The 21,365-nt window shown below is 35.3% G+C and carries 15 protein-coding genes; all 15 read right to left on the bottom strand.

Annotated elements, in window-relative coordinates; all coding sequences use genetic code 11:
* Position 1: 1 nt before the first annotated feature.
* The 15 genes from ONT08_RS15420 to ONT08_RS15350 all read right to left on the bottom strand — a co-directional run bounded on the left by ONT08_RS15420 (position 2) and on the right by ONT08_RS15350 (position 21,292).
* Complete coding sequence (locus ONT08_RS15420) at positions 2–4,030, bottom strand: trypsin-like peptidase domain-containing protein (RefSeq protein WP_264960390.1); 4,029 nt, start codon at positions 4,028–4,030, stop codon at positions 2–4.
* A complete protein-coding gene (locus tag ONT08_RS15415) occupies positions 4,014–5,189 on the bottom strand; it encodes an MBL fold metallo-hydrolase (RefSeq protein ID WP_264960401.1) in 1,176 nt (391 codons plus the stop codon). Before ONT08_RS15415 ends, ONT08_RS15420 begins: the two co-directional genes overlap by 17 nt.
* Positions 5,190–5,895: 706 nt before the next feature.
* Positions 5,896–6,891 carry a glycosyltransferase gene (locus ONT08_RS15410; RefSeq protein WP_264960389.1) on the bottom strand — a complete coding sequence of 332 codons (996 nt, stop codon included), beginning with the start codon at positions 6,889–6,891 and terminating at the stop codon, positions 5,896–5,898.
* Positions 6,888–7,850, bottom strand: a complete 963-nt coding sequence (locus ONT08_RS15405; RefSeq protein WP_264960388.1) for a glycosyltransferase family 2 protein — start codon at positions 7,848–7,850, stop codon at positions 6,888–6,890. The genes ONT08_RS15410 and ONT08_RS15405 overlap by 4 nt, the downstream gene beginning before the upstream one ends.
* The gene (locus tag ONT08_RS15400) at positions 7,847–9,106 is read right to left on the bottom strand and encodes an O-antigen ligase family protein (RefSeq protein WP_264960387.1); all 1,260 of its coding nucleotides are present in this window, start codon (positions 9,104–9,106) and stop codon (positions 7,847–7,849) included. Before ONT08_RS15400 ends, ONT08_RS15405 begins: the two co-directional genes overlap by 4 nt.
* Positions 9,103–9,948 carry a beta-1,6-N-acetylglucosaminyltransferase gene (locus ONT08_RS15395; protein ID WP_264960386.1) on the bottom strand — a complete coding sequence of 282 codons (846 nt, stop codon included), beginning with the start codon at positions 9,946–9,948 and terminating at the stop codon, positions 9,103–9,105. Before ONT08_RS15395 ends, ONT08_RS15400 begins: the two co-directional genes overlap by 4 nt.
* Positions 9,949–9,951: 3 nt before the next feature.
* Positions 9,952–11,601 carry a UvrD-helicase domain-containing protein gene (locus ONT08_RS15390; RefSeq protein ID WP_264960385.1) on the bottom strand — a complete coding sequence of 550 codons (1,650 nt, stop codon included), beginning with the start codon at positions 11,599–11,601 and terminating at the stop codon, positions 9,952–9,954.
* The gene (locus ONT08_RS15385; protein WP_264960384.1) at positions 11,588–13,345 is read right to left on the bottom strand and encodes an ATP-dependent nuclease; all 1,758 of its coding nucleotides are present in this window, start codon (positions 13,343–13,345) and stop codon (positions 11,588–11,590) included. Before ONT08_RS15385 ends, ONT08_RS15390 begins: the two co-directional genes overlap by 14 nt.
* 41 nt (positions 13,346–13,386) lie before the next feature.
* Positions 13,387–14,820, bottom strand: coding sequence for a lipopolysaccharide biosynthesis protein (locus tag ONT08_RS15380; protein ID WP_264960383.1), 1,434 nt, complete (start codon positions 14,818–14,820; stop codon positions 13,387–13,389).
* Positions 14,799–16,013, bottom strand: a complete 1,215-nt coding sequence (locus tag ONT08_RS15375; protein ID WP_264960382.1) for a CDP-glycerol glycerophosphotransferase family protein — start codon at positions 16,011–16,013, stop codon at positions 14,799–14,801. Before ONT08_RS15375 ends, ONT08_RS15380 begins: the two co-directional genes overlap by 22 nt.
* A gap of 7 nt (positions 16,014–16,020) precedes the next feature.
* The gene (locus tag ONT08_RS15370) at positions 16,021–16,905 is read right to left on the bottom strand and encodes a capsular polysaccharide synthesis protein (RefSeq protein ID WP_264960381.1); all 885 of its coding nucleotides are present in this window, start codon (positions 16,903–16,905) and stop codon (positions 16,021–16,023) included.
* Positions 16,906–17,002: 97 nt separating this feature from the next.
* Positions 17,003–18,031, bottom strand: a complete 1,029-nt coding sequence (locus ONT08_RS15365; RefSeq protein ID WP_118140637.1) for an NAD-dependent epimerase/dehydratase family protein — start codon at positions 18,029–18,031, stop codon at positions 17,003–17,005.
* Positions 18,032–18,044: 13 nt separating this feature from the next.
* Complete coding sequence (locus tag ONT08_RS15360) at positions 18,045–18,776, bottom strand: IspD/TarI family cytidylyltransferase (RefSeq protein WP_264960380.1); 732 nt, start codon at positions 18,774–18,776, stop codon at positions 18,045–18,047.
* Positions 18,777–18,840: 64 nt separating this feature from the next.
* Positions 18,841–19,422 carry a dTDP-4-dehydrorhamnose 3,5-epimerase gene (rfbC, locus tag ONT08_RS15355; protein ID WP_264960379.1) on the bottom strand — a complete coding sequence of 194 codons (582 nt, stop codon included), beginning with the start codon at positions 19,420–19,422 and terminating at the stop codon, positions 18,841–18,843.
* Positions 19,423–19,831: 409 nt separating this feature from the next.
* Positions 19,832–21,292, bottom strand: a complete 1,461-nt coding sequence (locus ONT08_RS15350) for an ATP-dependent nuclease (protein WP_235304831.1) — start codon at positions 21,290–21,292, stop codon at positions 19,832–19,834.
* Between the last annotated feature and the right edge of the window lie 73 nt (positions 21,293–21,365).

Below are 21,365 nucleotides of genomic sequence, written 5' to 3'. Positions count from 1 at the left end.
TTTATAACGTATTACTGATATGCATAGGCTGTATCTCATCAAAAGAGTTATCATGGTAGCAGTACGCTCCTGATAAATCATATCTTTGTCCCATGCTTTGATAAGTTCCTTTCTGAATGATATATTTCTCACCAAGCGAATAGAAGACTAAAGCAAGGTTATGTTCTGAAAGATATTGATCCAAATACTCCTTTCTCATGACTAATCCATTCATTTTGCCGATAGAAAAGTTTCTTGCCACAATTGTATTATCACTTTTAGCTCTGATAACACCACGCTCTGCGGTATATAAGTTTAATGCTTCCATTACAAGGTGATTCGGCATACTTACTTCTTTCAAATACATTTCCGTTTCATCCAACCCAATCCATTCTTCCTGTAATTGGGCTTCGTATGAAAGATTGATTTTAAAGGTTGCTCCTTTACCAGAATTTTCCCAATCATCAACATCACGAAGAGTTCGCTTATAAGTTTCAGCCCAAGGGTATTCGTTCCAAAGATAATCTATGCTACCATTCCTGCGTTCAGGCATCCATCGTCCATAGAAATTCTGCATAGCAGCCCATCTCCAAAAAATCTCAAGTTCCTTATACTTGATAAAAGCGGCATTAGAGAACAAAAACAAATCCTTTACAGTGCCTTCTTCTGCATCAAGCCTATAACCATCATAACACGTCAACACTATCCACTCTGAGCCATCAGTATCTTTCAACATTAATCTCGGTTTTGGAATTTGATGTTCTTTCGACATCCATTGCTCATTCGTTTCTGACTGTATATCCTCCAACTCGTCAGCTTGAAACGAAGTGTAAGCCTGCGCATCAGAAGCATTCAAAATAGTAGGATCTATCCTTGAATATTCTCTTGTATGCCATGGATAAGGAGTTGGCTCTATGTCTTTTTCTGTCGGAGAATACAAATAATTACAACCATCTGCAACCTTGAAATGGTCGCTCAATAATGTATCAGCCTTGTACAAAGCCAACCAAAGATATTTTTTCCCAAAACGCTCAGTCAGGTTGTTGTACCTTCCTTCAGAATAAACATTGTCATCCAATTTGCCTAAGTCATCATTCCAGTGGAAATCATGCTTGGCAATATTGGCAACCATCAATATGATATCTGCAAGTAGCAGAGCCTTAACGTGAGTACCTTCTTTTTTCAAAAAAACATCACTGTTTGCACGGCTATTTGTTCCTATAATATACCTTCGGAAATCAGAAAATCCATAAAGTGTTTTATACATCTTCCAAGAACCGTTACTTAAACCAAAATAATCCTTAGATATTTCTTCAGCCTTGTCAACAACCAAATCATAAGGATTCTTAGAAACGAAAGGTGGTCTTATAGCACTAAAGTGAGTATTTATTCCATTCAGTTCATCGGCTAAAGCCAAAGTCAACATTGTCCATTGGCGCACCAATATATCTTCAGGCGCTTTATGGTTTTGGTAAAAGAACTGCAATATCAAATCTGCAATCTTAGCAGCTTCGGTTGCATCACGTTTTCTAAGCAAGTATCCATAGATGGCACATGTGATGACTTGTACAACGTATGGATCATTGCAATCAAAGAATTCGTTTAGTGCGAAAAGAGCCATTTGAGTCTTGTTACAGAATATCTCGACCAACTTTCTCATAACAGCCCCTCTTACATATGGATGAGGAGAGGTACACATCCAACAAAGCAAAAGAACAACCTTACTCCATCCTTCATCTGTATCTTCACGTGGAATTATGGCAATGAAGTCTGCAAACCTTTGTGCATCCAACCGATGCGAATACTCCTGATTTACCATTGTTGACCAAACTTTATCTCGATGAGCTATATCTATACTTTTAAGTTTTTGATGGGCAGACATAAAAACGTCTATAGTTATGTCTTTAAGGAAGTCATGTAGTATTCTTACGCTATAGATATTGTTGGTTTGCATCCATTCAAAAATCACTTGATCGTTCTTTCCGTGATGGCGCAAACTGGCAAGTATCAAATGATGCATTTTTGTCGCAATCTTCCGTTCAAGCAATTGAGATGTAAGTTCCCATTCAGACAACAAGGCTATAATGAAACGACGATAGCTTGCATACTCCCTATGCGTACCTTTCTCAAGTATAAAATCTACTTTGGCTGCATCAGTCATTTTATTATGCGCAAATATATCTGCCATCAGAAAATCACCCATTTTCTGGTATCCAAACATAAGCCGTTCACCCTGTTGCCCCGTAGATAACATCAAATTCTCCTTCAATATCCAGTTCAACAGATTGTTCGACCACGTTCTGTTTCTGCATATTTGATCAGCATAATGCCTTGCTTTCTGACGGGAAATATCACGACATTGATTGTAGTACAGCGAGTAATTGGCAAATTTCATGAGTGCATTTTCTGTCACATTGCGATGAGAATCCTCATCCACGCCTTTTGAAACAATGTCATTACGGTATTTGATATATTGATGGAAAAGGTCAGAATAAGTAAAGTCGTCCATCATATATCGCAGATCATGACTTGCAACAATGCAAAACATGGTCAGAAACAGAGGCTCGCTAAATTCCGCAAAATATCTCTTTTGAATATTACCATCAGTATCGTCTATCTGATAATGAGCAAAATACTTTTGTATAGCTTCTTGCGTATTATCTTCAAACCCTCTGAGTTCTATTATGCTGCATGGAATGCTCAAATCGAATTCTTCATCATCACGATAGGTAATCAGTAGTTTGAGTCTGTCATACAGTTTGAGCAAGGTTTCCATTCTCTTCATCGCCACGTTCCAAAAGTTTTCTGTAGCTCCCTCATTCAAGGCATCTATAATGATAAGGGCATTGGAATTCTCTTCCATCATCTTGCCGTTGAGTTTTTGAAGAGCATTCTCACCAATACCCATCATGCTATATAATTGGGTTTCAAAATCTTGTTCTTCTGAAAATCTACTGCCAAACAACAGATAAACATTCATCTTTTTGCAAAGCCTTTCTGCTGTTGCACAAACATAGTGCGTCTTACCCATTCCAGCTTTGCCTTTGAACAACACAATTTGTTTTTGGCTTCTATGCCACTCCTCTATGAGTTCCGGAAATTTTATGTAGTTGTCTTGAAAGAATTTTAAGGTGAATGAGGTGAAATCCTTTTCTTCATGTGAATTATGCCAATTATATAGAATTTTCTGCAGATTGTCATAATCTCCTTTTTGATACTCATTTAAGCTTTCACTAAAATCAAAATTGTAGCCTAAGGCATCAGACTCTATTTTCCTCAACTTTTCTTCTAAATCAATACTCTGCCTTCTCTGTGCAAACAAATCCAACTCACCATCCAACGTGGCATTACTTACATGCAAATCTCTATTATACCTCAACGCCGCATACCCTACAGCCTTTTCCACTTGCCTTTGGCTTGTACCTCTGCCACAAGGTGAGAAGTCTTCACTTTGCCAATCCTTGGAAACAACCACATTGTGGTTTTCAAATCGGGTAGCAAGGCTTTTGATTGAAGTATACCCCAAACTGCCGCCAAGTTGGTTGACTGTTATTCCTATCACCGAGCCCTTTTCATTGAGCACTGGTGACCCAGAGAATCCTTTATAAGAAGTGAAAGCCAGAGAATCAGTTCTTACTACAGTTGTATCATAGTCTTCCTTTCTGTTACCGAGTCTGTCCTGCACCTCCATGCTAATGATATCGGAACAGTTGCCAAACTCCTTCGGATAACCAACTATGGTAAGCTGTCTGTCCTCATTAAACACCGCAGCCAGCAACTTTAAGTAATCCTCTTGCTGATAATCCTTGCATCTTAGCAACACAACATTCACATTGACCCCTTCTTCCGCAATATACTCCACATCACAAAGCACCTGTTTATCAGTAGAGATAAAGACGGGGACACCATTTACTGCATTTTGCGCAACAATATGTCGAGCCGTAACCAATGTATCAGGAGCGATAAAGAAAGCTGTTCCTCTTTCTGTGTCACATTTTACAGGCACGACAGAAGCATAAATAGCCTTTCGTATATCAATAGGATACTTCATACTCATTTGCATTAGCTATTATTGAATAATGTAGCTTATCTTTCAAAGATTCGTTACTGGCAAGCGACTTCAATATATCATTTTCTCTATTGTATCTGATTTCCCGATGAGATAAATCTTCAGGAAGTGGAGCAATGATAATACGAGCCAAGGCTTGGTAACTTGGTCTGGCGCTTGCACCTCCTGTTACAAAATAACGTTCGCTATCAGCAACATTTACCAATTCTTTAGATGTACTATGCGCACTACCATGATGCGATATTTTGATGGCATCAAACAATACAGGCTTTGGGGCATCATTATAAACATCCCCTATTTTTTTCACTACCTGGTTAGGATTAGCATCACCCATAAACAAGATTCTATGTCCTTCATGCTCCCATATAAATGCAATTGAGGCTTCATTTTCCGGAGATAAATCCTTCATTTTTTCAGCCGCATAAAACTTCAAGGCATTCTCATCAAGAACTTTAGATGATACAGGCTCCTCATCAAACCCTTCGTTATCTTCTTGCTCCATTATACGCATCAATGATTCGTATATGGTTTCTTCCTTATCATAATCAAGTTTTTTGGGCTTATATAAGGTTTTCCAAAATAGTAATCGGTATTTCTTGTCCAAAGTATCCAATGCCTTCTTATTTGGAGACAGGAAGATTATGCGTCCCATATCATTCCCCAGATCAACCATAGAACTTTCGTCTATGATATACTCCCTACGCCATGCCTTCTTCCAATTATCGTTTTCTAATATCAATTTTGCAAGAGACATTGAAGTTTCTGCATTAATTTTCTGTTCCAGCATATCGACAACAACAGGTAAATGGTCGAAAACTCGCTTCATATTCTCCACCATCTTCTCATCCCATTCCTGCAGATTTTCAGAAGTCCGCTGATAGCAATTATAAAAGATATGATTGATGGTTAGGTTCGGTTTGGATTTCAGCATCCTTATCAATCCATTGATATGATCATTATCTATATGCGTAACGATCAGATAATCAATATAACCATGAAATTCATTCACAATGTAGTCATTAACTTCTTGAGTGTAGAGACCACAATCCACCATAATATGCATTTCCTTGTCGCCATTTTTTAACAACAAGGTAATACAATCGCCTACACCAACATTAAATGTCTTGAAATTGTATTGCATCAAATTATTTTTTGAAAATCAACATTGCACCTTTATATATTCCTCTCCACATCTAACTCACCAACGACACCACTACCAGCAGTACATAATCTATAATAGCATTATTACTTATGCAACCAACCTAGACAGTGCCCGATGTAAGACCAAGTAGGATCATAACCATCGATTATCTTTCTTCTATCTCTACAACCTGGTAAGCTTTACAAAAAGAATACTACAAGACTATCTTCTTCATATATACAGAATACCTATTTAAAGCTACAGCTAAGCCAATATCTACAACTACTACTAAAAAACAAAACAAATATGTTTTACTTAAAGGCAGTAAACTCACTAAGCCTATAGCTATCGATTGTACTAAATAGATTTCAAAAGAGATTCTGTTAAAAAATAAAATTACTCTGTTGTTTTTGATACTAAATAAAGAAAATGCACCGAAAACCATTATACAAATAAAGAGAAAATTTAATTCTTTTAGTGCCAATACGTTAGCTATAACAAAGAGCACAAAGGCCATAATGATATTGAAAATCATCGTGCGTCTCTTACAGTTTAAAACAGTATCCTCGTAAAACCTGTAAAGCATTCCCAAAGCAAAAGCAGGAGTACTTCTCCATAGGTAAATAGGAGCATCTAAATATATCGTAAGTATTCTTTTACCTTTGCACCCGGAAGTTGATTAATGGGTGAAAAGGTAAAAGAATACTCACAAAAGACCATTTACGAATCTTAAACCAATTATCAAAAAAAGAAATCTATACAATTTATCCATACATAAATATAAAACAAAGCCAACCTTATGCTTAAACTTCTGGCTATACCATACATCTGCCCAAAAACTTTGAGGAGCATATTTTTTTAAAGCATTATCTGTATTAATAAAAAACTCCTTATTCTTATTTAGTATAGCCTCTTTCATCATATTGCGTCTAATGTCCGATCGAGCAATAGCAATATCTTTTAAAGATATGACATATTTATTTTCTTTTGCATAATCTATTATGTGATTCAAAGCTATGAGAGCATCTGGGCGAACAGATGAAACCAAACGCCTTGTTACGCTATTATCATTCACACGGTAACCATAAAGTTCCTTGTCTATATAGGTGAAAGATTCAGCCTTAACCAAAAGCTTAAACAAAACCATCCAATCTTCTCCCATACGTATGCCGTTTTGAAAACGAATATTATTATTTAAAAACAACTCCCTTTTATAGAAAGCCCCACACACGCCCAACATTGCAAATCTACGAACAACAAGTTGGATATATTCATCTTTATCTTTACTATATTTTTTTTCAAAAGATGATTGAGGCAAAGTATCACTGAAGACATAAGCACCAAATCGTACAATATCATGTTCTGCAACCTCTTGATCTGATAATATCATAAAAGCATCATCTTTAAGCACATCATCACCATCAACAAAACAAATCCAATCGCCATCAGAAACATCAATTCCTTTATTTCGGGCTTCACTCACACCTGCGTTGGACTGATGAATCACTATCACAACAGAATTTTCATGAGCTAATGTATCACAAATCTTTCCTGAATTATCACTACTTCCATCATCCACAAGAACAACTTGCAATTCATAGAAATTTGGTAATTTCTGATTAAGAATACTATTCACGCATTTCTCTATCCATTCCGCACAGTTATATATCGGAATAATTACTGAAATTTTATGTTTATTCATAACAATCGAGGTATTATTTTATCGTTAAACAATTGCATTAGTCGAGTATTCAAGATACACTTTGGCAAATGAAGGTCAAGGCAGATCGCTATTTTACCAACGATACCACACATAGAACTTAAACTGTAGAACAATGGTAAATAAGCCATACTATTGGATAATGATATTTTTCGGAAATCTGCAATTAACAATTTGTAAATCACAGCCAATTGTTCTTTTTTGCAAAAGTCATCTATATTATTCATAAAGTCGAAGGCTGAAATTAAGCGAGACTTGATATTTCGTTCATTTGGAGCCTGAGTGATGCTGCCAGGTCGAATATTATAGAGATAAGTATCTTGCTTGCAAATGGCATACGCTGTAACATGTTTAGCGGCGAAGAAATTCCAATAATCATCCTCATGAAGCAAACCTTCCTTGAAAAAAAGATTATGTTTCAACAACCAATCACGCTTTATCAGCTTATTCCATGCCGTCGGTGGGTAATGAGCCATCAGCATTTCACGTTTGATGTATCTTTTATCTTCAGTATATTCTTTTAATTTCGTTGATTTTAAACTCAAATATTCAAAACCTTTTGTGGTAGCCTCAGCACCTGCTTGCACAATTTGAGCCTTAGGAAACTTTTGAGCCGTTTCTGCAAGTACCTTAATGCAATCTGGAGTTATATAGTCATCACTATCCAAAAAATAAAGGTAATCACCCTTAGCTTCTAGAATACCAGTATTACGAGCCGCAGAAAGTCCTCCATTCTCTTCTCGATTGATGATTCTGAACTTGATGTTTCCCCTATGTTCATCTATTAATTTCTGAGCAATATTAATACTCTCGTCTTTAGTACAATCATTTACAAGAATACATTCTACCCCCGATGTTAATGATTGCGACATTATTGATATCAAACACTTCTTTATATATGGCTCTACTCCATATATAGGAACTATAATTGAAATTATCATGTTTTTCTAATTTTTCCGGATTTAGCAGTATCCTGCATATAATTAAATATCAACGTAAACACTAAAACCATTGCAGGATTTACGCCTGGAATTGTTGATAAAGAATGCATAACCAAAATTCCTATAACAAATAATATTATAAACTTATTATCTTTACGCCATGAGTATAAAATTGGTGAAATAAAAAGAAGTAAATACGAAACCAATCCTAAAATTCCTTGATCTGCAATTACTCCAAACCACAACGATTCTGCACCAAATAACTCTTTTTCTACATGGTTTAAAACTACATCATTATATAGGAAACCAAGTCCATTACCTATAATCGGAGAACGCATCATATAATCCCATGAAATCATAAATTGAATTAAGCGCATATCAGAGTTGCTTCCATTTACTTTCTCTGTATTAAATATAGAATCGAAGATTTGCGACAAATAATCGCCTGCAAAGATAAATACAAAAGGAATTATAAAACATAAAAGCAATATATGGCTAACCTTCAATTTTGAAAATGACATTCCAGTACACATTAATAAACCTATAATGCAGCTTCGGGCACCTGTAAGAAAAACACACATTGCACATAAGCAAATTGCAATTATATTTAATCTCGTTTTTTTTATATATGCAGTTTTGTAAGCAACCAAAAGCAAAGCATAATTGAACAACATAACTCCACCTAACGTAGTATGCATAGAAAATATAGCCTGCGCACGTTTTAGTCCAAATCTAATTTCTGTAATAAAAGGAGACTCAATATAGCACCCACTCAAAACTAAACTTTTCAATAGAGGATTACTTCTAGTTATAGTTTCGAATAAAGCATATAATGATACTAAGCATCCAAAAACCAGAGCAGTTTTTACCAAAGCACGAATAGCCTTTTGAGCATTATTCTGTAACAAATACCATATTATATAGATATAGCCTACAGATTGACAAATATTAAATACCAATGTAGGAGTATGTCGATATTTTGCTGATACGAAAAAATTCGTACATATCATTGATAGAGCAAACAAAAACATAGTCGATTTAAATGGAAATGACCTATAATATACAAAAAATCGATTATAACGAGTAAAAAATATAGTTGCAACTATCACAGACAAAAAGTTATATGGGCTTATAGAGCCAACAACAAAACTTCCAAGAAGAGTATAGGTCACCAATATAAATGGAAAAACTGTTACAAAATTCCCATACGCTTTTATGGCCAAATAAAAAAATAATATACCAATAATTATATTCATCCTAAACAAATTTTGTTCATCAATAATTTAATTAGCATCTTGGATGCTTTAGAATCCACTTTTCGACAAAACAAACAGTTGCTATCTATAATCTTATGGAAATCCTCTTCTCTTAATACCTTTGGAGGACTTTTAACATTCCAATCCATAATACGAAGATTATTATTTATGATATTTTCTGAAAATGGAGAATTCAGTAACACTGTTTGAAAAAACAATTCTTCGCCACAAGTAGTGTTTTCTAAGCGGTTCAATAAATCTCTAGAAATTTCAGAATCTAAGACCCATTTTATTGCCCCCCCACAAATTGAGCAATATACCAAACCTCCATAAAGTCTATAAGAAGGCAAATCACAACCTCTTGTGAAAAGACGTTGACAGATATAATATAAATAATTCAAAACTTTACAACTACGTTTTCTCAAATCTAGTTTCGAGGCGAAGCTTTTATAACGAACTATTGCAAACCCTCCATGCCACCATTTTTTTCTTGGCAAATTGAAATAACTTATATATATTTTATCTTTTTCCAGAAGTTTTTCAAAGTTGTCAAATGAAGTCGCATAAAAATCCTGTCCTGTTATTAGATGGTAAAAATCATATCGCTTTTCTGAATGAAATGCTTTATTCATCAAGAAAAGAAAAGCCTTTAAATGTTCTACAGCTCCCCAGTATATTCGATACTCACTAAAGACATTAGCTCGTTTAGATATATCAGAACGAGTTATCTTTGATTTTTTATCGATATGGACATAAAAGTCAAAGTTTTCTGGTGCAAACTCTATTATGCGGTTTATTTGTTCAACATCTTTATAAACCGTCATTAAAATACAATGCTTCATATTTCAAAATATTAAAATTTCTCTATATTTATCAACTCCATTCAATGTTAAGAATTCAGAATCACGCCCTGTAACAATTTTATTCTTAAAACCTAGCCTTTGATTATTTATGACCAAATAGCAAGCTTTCTTGGCTCTCGTTATACCAACATAATGCAAATCCAAATCTTGTTGCCACGAAGGGTATTCACAATTATAAAAGTCTCCATTTATTGGCTTCTTGTTTGGAAGTATCCATTCATGCAAATTCAGATGAAAAACCAAATCAAACTCCAAACCTTTTGACTTGTGGAGCGTCATTAAGTTCACTTCGTTATCATTGAGCGGTCTATATGATTCTAAAGATTTTTTATCCCCTATAACCTTTCTTAATATTGCAGATGATACATCGTTTGATGCATTGGGCAAAATAATATCAGCCAATTCGGTACAATATCCAACAAATAGTTCAACATCATCAGGAAGGCTAAGAGAACGCAATTGAACCTTTAATTGCAGAACTCTTTTGTGGTCATATCGAGTAAGCATCTCTATATCCACAAAATCCTCCAATGTTTCCAAGAAAGTCATGTTACTATCATAATAAAATCTCAATAAGGCTGCATAGAATGACGAACACACATTCGAATCGTTATCCAATCCCGTTGTATTGTACATTCTATAAGGCAGAGACAGATGAGAAGCTATCAAATCCAAATATTTATTGGTTTTTGCTAGTACTGCCACATCACTAAGTTTCTCAACATGATATCGTTTACAACAATCCTTGATGTTGGAAGACAAAAATTTGGAGACAGCACTCTCTTCACCTTCAATTCTTACAAGATGGACATCTATTTGCAAGGCAGGAAGTAAAGTAGAATCAGAATCCATCAATCTATTCGAATAATTAATAATGGAAGGAGAGCATCTGAAATTTTTATCCAAAGGGAAATAATGAAAATCACCTCTTTCTACCAAAGCTTGTAGGTATTTACTATCCTTCTTGTCATAGCCAAATATTGACTGTTTCGCATCTCCAACAGCTATGCCTACAAGCCCAAGGCTCACCAATTCATCAAACAAAATGCTGGTGTAAATATCAGCATCTTGGTATTCATCGATAAAGATGTAACGGTATCTTGCTTTCAGATAGTTGCGACAAGCAGTACTTTCCTTTATAATCTTACAAGCCAAGAGCTCCAAAGCTTCAACTAGAACAAATCCTTCTTCATAATAAAGTTCCCACAACTGTGCCCATTCTTCTTCAGCTATGGAGTATATTTCACGTTTCTCTTTTATCCATAAAAATAACTCTTGATTATCTTTATCGCAATCATTCAATGACTTAATAGATATTTCTATTTTTTTACTACCCCATATATGAGATAAGAAAGGATAAATCACCTCGGAAAAGCAGAATCCATCTATGGTACCAAAGAAAGAACTTCTGCTAAATGGAATATTTGCAAAGACTCTATCCTTTAGGTTCTTGGCAGCCTTACGAGTATAGGATATAGCTATTACACCTTGATAATCTCGCAATTCATCTCCAAGGAGAATCCTGCGGATCTTTTCAGAGATGACAAAAGTCTTTCCACTTCCCGGTGCTGCCAAAACAACACAATTACCATCTTGCTCAACGATGATTTTTTGGGCATCAGTAAGTTCCATATTTATCTTCTATATAATTCTTTGCAGATAATAGCGGCTTTGCGACATAATCATCAGCCAATGCCTCCAAACGTTCCTTATGATTCTTGAGGAAGTCATATATGTTAATTGCTTTATGAGACTTCATCTTTTTGATAAGACTACTATCAGAAAGCAAATCTCCATAATATTCCTTCAAGGCATCTTTTAACGGACCATTACACAAATCCGTTTCAAAATCAACATCTGCTATGAAAATATCATAATTAGCAAGTACATCACGAAGTTTATCAGCAGCTTCTAGCACTTTAGATGGTATTGAATTCTTATCTACAAAGCCATGTATCTTACAAGAATAAGCATCAATTACTTTTTCGTCAGTTTCTTCCAAATCACAACTCTGCTTAGCCAAATCTAGTCCTCGCTCTATGCCCGCAAATCTATAAGCATCTTGATGCTGAATCTTGAAGATATCATTGTCTGTCCTTGCTACCCAGTATATACCTAATGCTCCTAAGATTTTCGCATAAGTATTAAACCCAACACCTTCCACGCTAAGTATAGAGATATTCAATCTGTCTAAATCAATACCAATCTGCTTGGCTAGCGTCTTATAGAAAATGAGTTCAGATTGTCCCTCTACCAAGATTACACAATCTGCAAAAAACGCCTCAGCAGGTATTACACTCATTCTATACCCGAATCCATCAAACCCTTCCTCTATAACAGAAGAGCAACCATCAGAAGCAACCTTCGTCTCTTGGTCATCCTTATAGAGTCTCATAATAGAATTTGGAGAGAACTCACATACTATATAAGGCGAATGGCTTGTCAGAATAACCTGACCTTTAAGAACTTGACACAGGTAACGAGCCAATTCTCGCTGCTGATGTGGATGCAGGTAAGCCTCTGGCTCTTCCACACATAATATGGATACCTCATTAGAGTATTCACTTATTCGGTTTTGTGAAGCCCATAAAGATAGATAGATTTGATTGAGTCTTCCTTCACCACCTATCAACAATTTCTTGTCCCCATGCTTTGAAGTGATGGAAATCTTATTGATAACGGAATCTGTATCAGTAGATGCGGTATCAAATACTACTTTCTGTTCTTGATTGTGTATTGCAAGTTTATTTAGCTCTTCATTTATTTGCTCTGTAGCATTCTTTACGTATGAAAGTTCTGGTATCTGCGAATCTACCTCTTTCAACTTATCTGAAATTTGCTTGTATAGGGCATCGTCCATATCTATAGTTTCAGCACTACGATCCTCTTTTGCTTGCTGAAGGAGAATATTCTTGGTTTTGTTGATGTACCCCCAAAAATCTCTCTTGCTATTGATATACTTTATGTTCAAAACCTTGCGGTAATAAGGAATGGCATATTCATGCAAGTCTTCATCTGCATCACTTTTACCACAGAAAAATTTATAATCTTCTCCCTTAGTTGCCAGATACTTAATTACAAGATTTCCATCTCCACTAATGTCACCTTTCATTTTAGATAAAATGCAATCTTCTTTAATATCATCGAAGAAAGCTGTGATTATCACTTCATTCGTTTCTTCATAGGCATAAAAATCGGACTCCTTTAATTCCAGATCTAAATCAGAAAAGCCTCGGTCCAGCAAAATACGAAGTGCATAAAGAAGATTGGTCTTGCCAACATCATTAGCTCCAATAATCAAACTCTGATTATTGAAATTTATAGTCGCTTCCTTAAAATTTCGGAAACCCTTAATATATAGTTTTGATAATTTCATAAAACAACCTGTTACTAGTAACAACGATATTAGTATTTCTTCTATACGTGTTTTAAATTGGTCGCCAATTTAGACAAGTACTTTTGGAAAATTTTATCTTTCAATGCAAATAATACAGCAACATACCCTACCATGACTATCAACAAATAGGATAGAATATTTAAAATATTACTATTAAAATCTATCATCAGAGAAGATAACCATCCCACAACAAATGCAATGATTACATAAACAGAAACATCTATAAGCTGCTTTACATAACTATATGGTAGGAGTTTACGAGTTGCCCACACATTAATCAATGTTCCTGTGATATTAATAAAAACGTTTGCTATCGCCAAGCCAACTACTCCATATTGAAAACCTACAAATAGATATATACAATATACTATTTTCTTCGGAAATTCTAGTTTTAACACCATTCCAGTTCTTCCTAGTGCTTGCATTAAACTAAGACTCATCTGCCCAACTGGTCCAAACATGATGCCCACTATAAGTATTTTAAAAAGTAAAGAACAATAAAGCCATCTTTCCGTCCACAACAAGACGATAATATCATCTGACGCAAAGCTCAAAAATGCAGTTAATGGGGCGATCAACATTACTAACAAACGCATGCTTTCTCGGAATTTTTCAGTTAGCATCAATTCGTCATCTTGATACTTTGCAAGTACAGGAAGAGCTACTCTCTGCACAATTCCAGATGTTACACCATCTACATTGGTACATAAGCCATTTGCTTTTGAAAAATAGCCCAGTTCATTCTTGCCTATAAACTTACCGATAACAATGGAATAAACCTGACTAAACAAAGTACCAATCAAGTTAGCACCCAACAATTTACTTCCAAAGCTCCATAACTTTGCTAATGATTGTTTATCAAACTTTTCCTTAGGTATCCATTTGGCAAATATCCAAAGCAATATAACACGAATCAACGATGCTAAAACAGCCTGCAAAGCCAAAGCGTAAACACCCATACCATGATACGCCATGACAATAGCGATAATACCTGCTGGGAGTTGAGCCGACAAATTGATGATTGTCTGAAGGCGTATATTTAACTTAGCTGTCAAGATTGCAGTTTGGACAATACATAAAGAGTTTAAGATGACATTTATGCCAACAATCTTAAGCAAAGGTATCAACAAAGGCTCCTTAAACCAAGCAGCGATGCCTGGAGTGAATATCCATAATAGAGCATAACAGACTAAACCTATCACCACATTAAAATAAAACGCTGTAGAAAGGTCTTTCTCTGTGCGATGCTGATTTTGTATCAGTGCATTTGCAAAGCCTGCTTCGATAAACACATTTGATACAGCTATGAAAATAGCAGTCAATCCTACAACTCCATAGTCATAAGGAGTCAACAATCGCGCCAAGACGATGCCAATGACAAAACTTACAGCTTGACTGGATAGTTTCTCGAAGAAGCTCCAAATAGCTGCACTTACTCCTGTGTATGATGCCATAACATTTTATTCATTTCGTTAAAAACAGCTTGACAAGCTGTACCTTTTTCTTTAATACCCAAAAGTTTCCAATATTTGTCAACAGCCGCAGTGTATTTACTTTTATCAAAAGTTCGGATATTGCATAACAACTTCTCTTCTGTTTCTGCAAACATAAAAGGCATTTGATCTGGGGTTAAATAAAGACCTCTATCATACGATTCGTAATCTGGTGCATACAAGAAACAAGGTTTTCTTTGCACAGCAAATTCTGTAGAAACAGATGAAAAATCTGTAATCATTACATCTGCTGCACAAAGCAAATCTTGCATATCATCATATTGAGTTACATTGATGACATAACGAGACAAATGCTTAGCAAAGATGTCGGGAAGAGGAAAGTTTGCTACATTCGGATGAAATCTCAAAAGTAACTTCCATTCACCCCCAAACTTTTCTTCAAATGATTTTATGAGCCTTTCAGAATCAAAGCCATAATTATCGATTTCTGTAAGAGATCGAAATGTTGGTGCATATATCACCAGCTTGATATGTTCTTCAATATGATACTTAGCAAGAACTCGTTTTCTCAATGAATCATATATCTTCTGATTAAAGAAATCATCATATCTAGGAGTTCCTGCTTCAAGAATTTTACCAGTTGTATACCAAGTAGAATGACGTATCCATTTTGAGAAATAGATACTTCCGCTCAGCATTAAATCTGTTTGACGACAATCCTTGATAGCACTATCTATGTAAACTTTGTCCAATACAGCAACACTGTCTTTCTCAGACTTTTTGGGTCCTGTTCCATGCCAAGTTTGGATATATAACTGTCCCTTACGTTTGTTAAACGAACTCATTCTGATATTTGCGACCAACATCTTGCAAGTTGCCAGCATATATATATGCTTTAGAGAAAACGTACGGATAAACTTTATACCACTATATTGATTTCTATAAAGTTTTGGATGGTTTACTACAGCAATTAACTGTAACTTGCCATCATAGTTGTGCTCTGCTACATAAGTAGCAATAGCCTTCGGATTGCAGTTAAAATGAGCTCCATTCCAACTTATAAAACAAACCTTATTTGAAGAAACAGGAAACATCTTACAGCATATTGGATAAAGAACATCCCATCTTCTATGCTCCCATCTCCACTTTATTCCGTGAAGAATCCTATGTAAAGTTATTTTTCTATATTGCATTAAAATGTTATTTTTCGAGGAAATGTTTAAGTATATTATTCTCTTCTGATTCTAATAACTTTTTATCAAACTTATAACTCAACTTATGTATAAAACAAGAATCCTTTATGAATTGATAATACTCTGGAGTATATTTACGAGAAAAGCTAAACAGAAGAACATGAGGATTCATATTACAAACATACGGCATATTTTGCCAAAGTTCCTTACATTGCTTATCCTCTTCAACCAAAGCAGATAAAGCAAAATGGAACATATAGTAATTAATAATATAGTTCTTTCTTTGCCAATAATTAAACATCCAGTTCTTTATTCCACGCAATATTGGAGATTCCTTTTTGCTATGAATAAACCAGCTAGAACACTTTACCGGAGAAGCCCAATCAGGAAAAAGATGGCGCTGAAACATAAAATACTCACTCTTATCAATTACTTCTGGAAATGAAGATGTCAAGAGACAAGTTGCATCTAACCAATATCCACCATATTGAAGTAAAAGACAAGTACGCAGCATATCAGAATAATTTGCTTCGGGAATAATACCCTCAGCATGCATTTTCTCTATGAATGCGGGCATCTTAACATATTGAGCCAAATTATTCTCATCCAATAAGACAAGTGGATGTTCACCTGCATTAGCTCTCACACTGACCAAACATCGTTTCACCAATTCTGGTGCATTCTCCCAACCTTGTTTCCAATACATAAAAATAGATTGGTTTTCTACTACATCATGTGGAGGTATCACTTTTTCACATTCTATGGACATATAAGCCCACTTCAAATGTCTTTTTACCCACTTATAGAAGAACCACTGTTGTTTGGTAAGATTCAACTCCCTAAAATATAAAAAATCAGGAAGCCATCTAAAAATCAATTGTACAATATTCATAGTCACTATTTTTGGAAAGGCAGGCTACATGCAAAGAGCAGAAAAGTAGCTTATAAAAATGTGCCCCCATGCACTTCGCCTGCCAATAGTTTTTATCTTAGCTCTTCAGAATTTCAATTGTTCTGCTCACAGCATCACTCATTTCGTAAATAGGTTCAAAACCTATCGACTTAATTCGTGCATTATCGAGAATAGCTTTAGTTGCAATACTATAGCCCTTTTTCTCCGTTTCAGAAGGTAAATCAAAAACAACCTCTTTGCCAACAGTCTCTGCACAAAATCTTGCAAAATCTCTTAAATGAACATTTGTTTTCTCACTGCTTACATTGTAGGGTACGCCTATCTCTCCATGCAACAGCACAGTTAGCATACCTCGTACTGCGTCTGCGACATAAGTATAGGAAAAATACTGATTGCCTTCACTCTTCAAGACAATATCTTCTTTATTTATTGCCTTGATAATAAATTGAGAAGATGCTTTAGTATCAGACATTAGCATTGTAGGTCCGAAGATACGGCACAATCTAACGATTTTCACATTCACATTTCGTTCAGCTTTATAAGATTGGCATAAAGCTTCACATGAACGTTTGGATTCCGTATAACATGCTCTTGAGTTAGACAGATTCAATAAGCCATTGCCATCTTCCACAAAAGAATTTCCATCTTGCGAATTGCCATAGATCTCTACACTTGAAGGATAGACTACTGTTGCATCGCAAGAAGCTGCCAATTCCAAAGCATTTCGAGCACCCTCAATATTTATCAGCATCGTCTCTACTGGAAATTGTGAGTAAGCCAATGGATGAGTATTGCTTGCCAAAGGAATGATATAATCAACCTTTAGATCTTTAGGAAAGGACGTTTGCACATCCTGCTCTAAAAATATAAAGTTAGGATTGTTATAATATTCACCTAATCGGGTTTTAGCTTTTTCTCTACTGCGTCCAACAGCATATACTTTAGCATCTTTTATGTTCATCAATGCATCAATGAGCAGTACACCCACCATGCCTGTTGCTCCAGTTATCAAGAATGACTTACCTTTAATTTTTTCAATTTCAATCGCAGATAAAATATTTTGAATGTCCTCTTGATAAAGGATATGTTTTTTGATTTTTTCCATTGCACTTATAATATTATTTTAGCCAAGGGGCTTTAGACACATGGCGTAATGCCTTAAACAACTCAATATCTTCCACGTTAGTCAACTTAAGTCCATTCTTTTCAGAACCTAATACTAAGTGTTGATCATTTATTCCTATTTGTCCAATCATTTGACACATTGCTGCAGTTTTGCTTCCTCCCAATCCTTGGCGAAGAGCATCTTCTTGTGCTGCTAAAATTGAGCCCAAATGATAGGTATGAGGAGTTTGAGTTCTACACAATCTCTCACGAGGAGTATCAATATAGCTAAGCGTCTCATCATCTGCATGATACTCCATAATCACCTCCTTACAAAGAAGGCCTGTAACGGCATACCCATACTTCTGGCATACCTTTATGTTATTAGAGATTATATCATCTGAAACTAGAGGACGTACACCATCATGAATTATAACGATTTCGTCATCTCCACCCCCCTTTTCTCTGAGACCAAGCAAACCATTGCGTATAGACTGAAAGCCGCTATCACCTCCAGGAAATATCCACTTTAATTTTGTAATACCATATTGGCTAGCATAAGCCTTCAGTACCATTTCCCATCCTTCAAGACAAACCACTGCTATAGCATCAATTTGTGGATGATTTTGAAATGCCTGCATAGTATATATGATTACTGGACAGTCATCTATATTCATGAACTGTTTTGGTATGTCCTGCCCCATTCTAGTACCAGAACCGGCAGCTGTTAATAGTGCAATATTCATATATTATTTTAAATTAATGTAAATCACTAAATACAATGTCCCTAACTTTTCCAAGCAGTTACACTTATAAATCCTCATTGATATCGAACGGACTATCAAAGTCCTTCAGCATCACATGTTTCGTATCTTTCTCTGAGAGATTTGCATGATCGGTTGGGATTTTCCAATCAATACCGAGGGTATCATCGAGGATACTGATTCCACCATCAGCCTCTGGATGATAGAAGTTATCGCACTTATATTGGAAGACGGCTGTTTCTGAGAGTACTGCGAAGCCATGAGCAAACCCCTTAGGGATAAAGAACTGGCGATGATTGTCTTCTGTCAGTTCTATAGCTACATGCTTGCCATAAGTAGGGGAACCTTTACGAATATCTACAGCTACATCGAGGACTCTACCTTTTATGCAGCGTACCAGCTTGCTCTGGGTGTAAGGTGGGCGCTGGAAGTGCAGGCCTCGCATCACGCCATAGCTACTCATAGACTCGTTGTCTTGGCAGAAGTGAACACTGTGTCCCAGAATTGGGGTTACCTTCTCTTCAAACTCTCGCTCGCTAAAACTCTCGAAGAAGTAGCCACGAGCATCACGGAAGAGGCGTGGCTCTATAATGAGAACGCCTTCTATTTCTGTTTTTACTATATTCATTGTTTTTGTTTTAATTTTTGTTGTTATAATAAGATTTTTCGAATCCCTCCGTCTCCCTTTCCAAAGGGAGATCCACCTCTAACCAAGCCTTCCTCCTCTGAAGGAAGGATGTAAACCGCCCTACTCGGTGCTCGGAACCGCTACGCTCTAAGGTTGGCGGACCATCAAAGGTCTACGCCATATTGTGCGGGATGGGACCGCCTTATTATAATCCGTTATCGTAATTCGACCTTAACTGCTTGAAGATTTCCTCCAAACAATCAGCCATACAGCTCGCATCATCCAGTTGATTACAAAGATATGTTGCTTGAGGCTCAGGATTATTATTACGAATCATTGTTTTCAAAGCCTCAACAATAATCTTCTTTTGAGATGATTCATTAATGTTTATATTGTATGTCATTCTATATTAAGACAATTCTTTATGAAGAAATGAGACTATATCTTGTATAGACTTCAAATTCTCCTCAAACATATAATCTATTATTATTTCAATAAGTTCATTTCTATCAGTTCTTCTATTTCTTAATTCCGTATCTAATAAAGAATAGAAAACTTTTCCCGATTTGTCTGATTTAAACTCATTTAGTTTACGATATTCAGCTACAATATCATGCAAACTCCTCTGTTGAAATATATAATCACTTAATCTCTTAAACAATTTATGATCAACCTCAATAACCAAAGAAGATCTTAAATACTTCTCTAAACTTTCTATCGGAAGAAAATTCATATTACAGCTACTTGCTAATCCATTTTTTTGTTTATAAGAAATAGCTTCCTGCTTTACATCTTTGTCTAGGATAATACTAATAGATGCCCGTTTGCCCAATAAAAGATTTTTAGTAACATCATCAGCTAACTTTATGACATTTCTAAAGCCACCACAAGGTAAAACATGTACCAGGCGGCTATTCAAAAGTTTTTCCTTACGTAGAAGTTTTGCTATTATAAGTTTAGCCAAATCATCCTCAACTAGAAGAACATTGTCGTATCCAGACTGATCATATAAAAATTTAGTAGCATAAGCTGGATAACATGGATTATTAACCCCAATTGTCCCATCAGTATATCTCTCAATATAAAAGATATTATCAGGCTTTATACCACTAATCAATTCAATAGAATGAGTAGAAAAATATATAGCATAGTCATATTGTTTAGCCATATCTTCAAGAAAAGCAACTAATCTTTTAAGAGAAGAAGGATGCAATGCCAATTCTATCTCATCCAAAAATATTATACATTGCTTACTTGCATTTTTTCTTTCCTTGTTCTTTATATATAATGAATTGAGAATACTTAACAATAGATTTTCTCCTGTAGACATATGAAATTGACTAACTTGAATTCCATCTTTTTCATAAAAGAATACAGAAGAATCAAATTTAGCATATTCATGAGGAACTTCATAGAGCTTATCATAGTAATCTACATCACCTTGTAAAATTTGACCTAGATTTTTTCTAATAAACTCATGTGAAGGTCGTAGTTTAGCTCTATTAATACTTTCTGACTTTTTAAGTTTATCATATGTTGTATCTCTAAAACGATAACCATAGATAAGACTACCCTCATAAAAGCCTCTAATATTCATATTACCATTTTGTTCTTGTTTCCAAGATTTACCTTCTTTATGCCAAGAACGTTTATTGCCATCTAATTCAAATTCTATTCTAGCATCATTAGCAGTATCGCCAAAATAGTCTTTCATTGGCAAATTAAAGAATACACTTGAAGCACATGCCACAATAGTACTTTTACCAGAACCATTTTGACCTGTTATTGCGTACAACCCTCTTTCTATAGGAAGTTCAATAGTAAGATCCTTTACACATTTTATCTTACTAATATGCATTTTTAATTTCATATGATTATATTCTAAAAGATCTATTACTCTTTTTAATTAGTCACGACGGTAGATAGTATATCACCAATACGGC

Source organism: Segatella copri (assembly GCF_026015465.1).
Classification (GTDB): domain Bacteria; phylum Bacteroidota; class Bacteroidia; order Bacteroidales; family Bacteroidaceae; genus Prevotella; species Prevotella copri_E.
Note: the sequence above shows the minus strand (reverse complement) of the source record. Positions and strands in the feature narration are given on the sequence as shown.

Bases quoted from the DNA above. Each gene is read 5' to 3' on its own strand.
- ONT08_RS15385 (WP_264960384.1), bottom strand. From the start codon at position 13,345: ATGAAATTATCAAAACTATATATTAAGGGTTTCCGAAATTTTAAGGAA.
- ONT08_RS15380 (WP_264960383.1), bottom strand. From the start codon at position 14,820: ATGGCATCATACACAGGAGTAAGTGCAGCTATTTGGAGCTTCTTCGAG.
- ONT08_RS15350 (WP_235304831.1), bottom strand. From the start codon at position 21,292: ATGAAATTAAAAATGCATATTAGTAAGATAAAATGTGTAAAGGATCTT.
- ONT08_RS15390 (WP_264960385.1), bottom strand. From the start codon at position 11,601: ATGGAACTTACTGATGCCCAAAAAATCATCGTTGAGCAAGATGGTAAT.
- ONT08_RS15370 (WP_264960381.1), bottom strand. From the start codon at position 16,905: ATGAATATTGTACAATTGATTTTTAGATGGCTTCCTGATTTTTTATAT.
- ONT08_RS15395 (WP_264960386.1), bottom strand. From the start codon at position 9,948: ATGAAGCATTGTATTTTAATGACGGTTTATAAAGATGTTGAACAAATA.
- ONT08_RS15410 (WP_264960389.1), bottom strand. From the start codon at position 6,891: ATGAATAAACATAAAATTTCAGTAATTATTCCGATATATAACTGTGCG.
- ONT08_RS15400 (WP_264960387.1), bottom strand. From the start codon at position 9,106: ATGAATATAATTATTGGTATATTATTTTTTTATTTGGCCATAAAAGCG.
- ONT08_RS15405 (WP_264960388.1), bottom strand. From the start codon at position 7,850: ATGATAATTTCAATTATAGTTCCTATATATGGAGTAGAGCCATATATA.
- ONT08_RS15365 (WP_118140637.1), bottom strand. From the start codon at position 18,031: ATGGAAAAAATCAAAAAACATATCCTTTATCAAGAGGACATTCAAAAT.
- ONT08_RS15415 (WP_264960401.1), bottom strand. From the start codon at position 5,189: ATGCAATACAATTTCAAGACATTTAATGTTGGTGTAGGCGATTGTATT.
- ONT08_RS15360 (WP_264960380.1), bottom strand. From the start codon at position 18,776: ATGAATATTGCACTATTAACAGCTGCCGGTTCTGGTACTAGAATGGGG.
- ONT08_RS15420 (WP_264960390.1), bottom strand. From the start codon at position 4,030: ATGAAGTATCCTATTGATATACGAAAGGCTATTTATGCTTCTGTCGTG.
- ONT08_RS15375 (WP_264960382.1), bottom strand. From the start codon at position 16,013: ATGCAATATAGAAAAATAACTTTACATAGGATTCTTCACGGAATAAAG.
- rfbC (WP_264960379.1), bottom strand. From the start codon at position 19,422: ATGAATATAGTAAAAACAGAAATAGAAGGCGTTCTCATTATAGAGCCA.